The sequence below is a fragment of the Bacillus sp. FSL P4-0334 genome, assembly GCF_038004825.1.
Lineage (GTDB): Bacteria > Bacillota > Bacilli > Bacillales > Bacillaceae > Bacillus > Bacillus velezensis.
Genome location: NZ_JBBORX010000006.1, coordinates 1 through 1,117 on the forward strand (window position 1 = coordinate 1; position 1,117 = coordinate 1,117).

Annotated in this window: 1 rRNA gene; it reads left to right on the forward strand. The window is 51.1% G+C overall.

Annotated features, from left to right (window positions below):
- Positions 1 to 79: 79 nt before the first annotated feature.
- Positions 80 to 1,117: ribosomal RNA gene (locus NSQ37_RS21180) — 23S ribosomal RNA — on the forward strand; the annotation flags it as partial.

The following is a 1,117-nucleotide window of genomic DNA, read 5'->3' on the forward strand; positions in this document are numbered from 1 at the left end:
TGTTCTTTGAAAACTAGATAACAGAAGTAATTCACATTCAATTAGTAATGCAAGATATCACGTAGTGATTCTTTTTAACGGTTAAGTTAGAAAGGGCGCACGGTGGATGCCTTGGCACTAGGAGCCGATGAAGGACGGGACGAACACCGATATGCTTCGGGGAGCTGTAAGCAAGCTTTGATCCGGAGATTTCCGAATGGGGAAACCCACCACTCGTAATGGAGTGGTATCCATATCTGAATACATAGGATATGAGAAGGCAGACCCGGGGAACTGAAACATCTAAGTACCCGGAGGAAGAGAAAGCAAATGCGATTCCCTGAGTAGCGGCGAGCGAAACGGGACCAGCCCAAACCAAGAGGCTTGCCTCTTGGGGTTGTAGGACACTCTGTACGGAGTTACAAAGGAACGAGGTAGATGAAGAGGTCTGGAAAGGCCCGCCATAGGAGGTAACAGCCCTGTAGTCAAAACTTCGTTCTCTCCTGAGTGGATCCTGAGTACGGCGGAACACGTGAAATTCCGTCGGAATCCGGGAGGACCATCTCCCAAGGCTAAATACTCCCTAGTGACCGATAGTGAACCAGTACCGTGAGGGAAAGGTGAAAAGCACCCCGGAAGGGGAGTGAAAGAGATCCTGAAACCGTGTGCCTACAAGTAGTCAGAGCCCGTTAACGGGTGATGGCGTGCCTTTTGTAGAATGAACCGGCGAGTTACGATCCCGTGCAAGGTTAAGCAGAAGATGCGGAGCCGCAGCGAAAGCGAGTCTGAATAGGGCGAATTGAGTACGTGGTCGTAGACCCGAAACCAGGTGATCTACCCATGTCCAGGGTGAAGTTCAGGTAACACTGAATGGAGGCCCGAACCCACGCACGTTGAAAAGTGCGGGGATGAGGTGTGGGTAGGGGTGAAATGCCAATCGAACCTGGAGATAGCTGGTTCTCTCCGAAATAGCTTTAGGGCTAGCCTCAAGGTAAGAGTCTCGGAGGTAGAGCACTGATTGGACTAGGGGCCCCTACCGGGTTACCGAATTCAGTCAAACTCCGAATGCCGATGACTTATCCTTGGGAGTCAGACTGCGAGTGATAAGATCCGTAGTCGAAAGGGAAACAGCCCAGAC